Origin of the sequence: Nocardia sp. 852002-51101_SCH5132738 (assembly GCF_001665695.1) — a bacterium.
Lineage (GTDB): Bacteria > Actinomycetota > Actinomycetes > Mycobacteriales > Mycobacteriaceae > Nocardia > Nocardia nova.
In genome coordinates, this window is the sequence record NZ_LZML01000016.1 from 1 (window position 1) to 1,991 (window position 1,991).

3 protein-coding genes are annotated in these 1,991 nt (G+C 65.6%); 1 reads left to right on the forward strand and 2 read right to left on the reverse strand.

What is annotated here, in order from left to right:
- Window positions 1–31 precede the first annotated feature (31 nt).
- Together A5789_RS01755 and A5789_RS01760 are read right to left on the reverse strand one after the other, a co-directional pair.
- Entirely contained in the window at window positions 32–1,021 is a 990-nt protein-coding gene (locus A5789_RS01755; RefSeq protein WP_064906670.1) for a nucleotide disphospho-sugar-binding domain-containing protein, read from the reverse strand.
- Window positions 1,022–1,082: 61 nt separating this feature from the next.
- Window positions 1,083–1,274, reverse strand: coding sequence for a hypothetical protein (locus tag A5789_RS01760; RefSeq protein ID WP_064906672.1), 192 nt, complete (start codon window positions 1,272–1,274; stop codon window positions 1,083–1,085).
- Window positions 1,275–1,699: 425 nt separating this feature from the next.
- Between A5789_RS01760 and A5789_RS01765 the strand changes: the two genes are divergently transcribed.
- Window positions 1,700–1,991, forward strand: a 292-nt coding sequence (locus tag A5789_RS01765; protein WP_231956624.1) for a transposase, incomplete at its 3' end; no start/stop codon positions are given.

A 1,991-nucleotide genomic window follows, 5' to 3' on the forward strand; every position in this document is an offset into this window, starting at 1 on the left:
CATTCGAAGGCCGGATCAACCCGACCGGAAACTAACCCCTACCGGGGTCAGATCCACCGGTAATCCGACACTCCCGGTGGTTCATCCGGGCGAAGGTGACCATTTGTTCCGCGGCTGCGGGCATTTCGGCGATTTCCTGGTGCACGGCCGCTGCGGCGGTCCGAAACGGTGTGTCGTTGAGCAGCCGGTGGGTTGTGGCTGCGACGGTTGCGGCGGTGACCGTTTCCGGGGTGAGGCACAGTGCCGCGCCGGTCCGGACCGCGGCGACGGCGTTGAGGAAGTTGTCGGCGGCTTGCGGCAGGATCAGCTGGGGCAGGGCGTGGGCGAAGGCGGCGAACATCGTTCCCGCGCCGCCGTGGTGGATGACGGCGCGGCATCCGGGTAGCAGTGCTTCGTACGGGATGTATTCGGCGAGGTGGACGTCGAGGAAGTATCCACCGAGTGCGGCACGGTCGGCGAGCATGGTCGCGAACACGAGGGTCGCCAGGATCGCGATCGAGGCGAAGCGGACCGGTAGATCCATGGTGGCCGCGAATCCCGGTGCGCGGCGGCGCACCCCCATCCCGATCAGTACGGGGACGAGCACGATCACGACGACCTGCACGGTCTTGCCGAATTGCAGGCCCAACTCCCCGGTCTGGTCGTGGGCGAAGCGGTCGATCGCCAGATTGGTGACCAGGGGGACAGTCACCAAGCACAGCAGTGAATTGACCGCGGTCAGGGTGACATTGAGCGCCACGTCGCCCCGGAACAGGTGGCTGAACAGGTTCGCGGTGGCGCCGCCGGGGGAGGCGGCCAGCAGCATCATGCCCACCGCGAGCAACGGTGCCAGGTCGAACAGCTCCACCAGGGCGAACGCCACCAGTGGCAGCACGATCACCTGACAGGTCAAGGCGACCGCGACCGCTTTCGGTGCGCGGGTGACGCGGGTGAAGTCGGCGACGGTGAGTGAGAGACCGAGCCCGAACATGATCACGGCGAGGGCCGGGGGTAGCGCCGTGGAGACGAAGGAGGAGTTCATGGACCGCCGATCATCGAGAAGTGATGGAAGAAGGGTCAGCCCGGTCGCGGGCCGGTGTCGGTTACCGATTCCCCGAGGCGGCGGTGAGAGGTCGGTGCATGAATCTCACGTGGGATTCGAATCCCGGCAGGCGCGCTTCGGCATTGTCGAAGATCGGGATATCGGTGAATCCCAGTGAGAGATAGAGGTTTTGCGCGGCGGTCATGAACTGCGCGGTTTCCAGCCGGGCGGTCCGGAATCCGAGCGCTGTCACGTGCCCGAGCAAATCCGGCAGCTTGTTATGGAAGGCGCGGTGGTGGCAGGCGACGCAGCGTTGCGGTCGTCGAATTCCACACCGCGCGCTGCCATTTCGTCGACCACCCACACATAGTCGTGCAGGGGCGGTTGAATGACCCGGCAGGCCGGCTCGGTGGTGCGGCCAGCGTCACGACGTCGAAGTCGTTCATGCGGTTCACCGTTGAGGGTTGTGGCGGTCGCTCAGCTCTCGCAGCTCACCTGTTCTAGTACTCCAGCCGGACTTCGTAGACAACGATTCTGCTGTTCAGGGTGCCGGGAGTTGGGCGGCCACCGCGTGATCAGGTTGTGTTTGTGTGGGACACAACTGAATTGGCGGTGGCCGTGTTCGACAGCGTAGCCGCCCCACGGTGGCGGCGACAGTTCGACGAGTTCACCGGCGCGATCGGGTCACGGTTCGCGCGAGCCGAGACCCGTGCGACTGCCGGGCGGATGCTGACCGGGCTGATATCGGAGCTGCCGGCCAAGAACTGCTGGACACTGGCCGAGTATGCCGGTGATCGCTCGCCGGATGCGATGCAGCACCTGCTCGCGTCCGCGGTCCTCGACGAGGACGGGTTGCGAGATGACCTGCGCGACTACGTGGTCGGGCATTTGGGCGAGGTCGACGCGACACTGGTGGTCGATGAGACCGGCGACCTGAAGAAGGGTGTGCACACGGTCGGGGTCCAGCGTC

Bases quoted from the DNA above. Each gene is read 5' to 3' on its own strand.
- A5789_RS01755 (WP_064906670.1), bottom strand. From the start codon at position 1,021: ATGAACTCCTCCTTCGTCTCCACGGCGCTACCCCCGGCCCTCGCCGTG.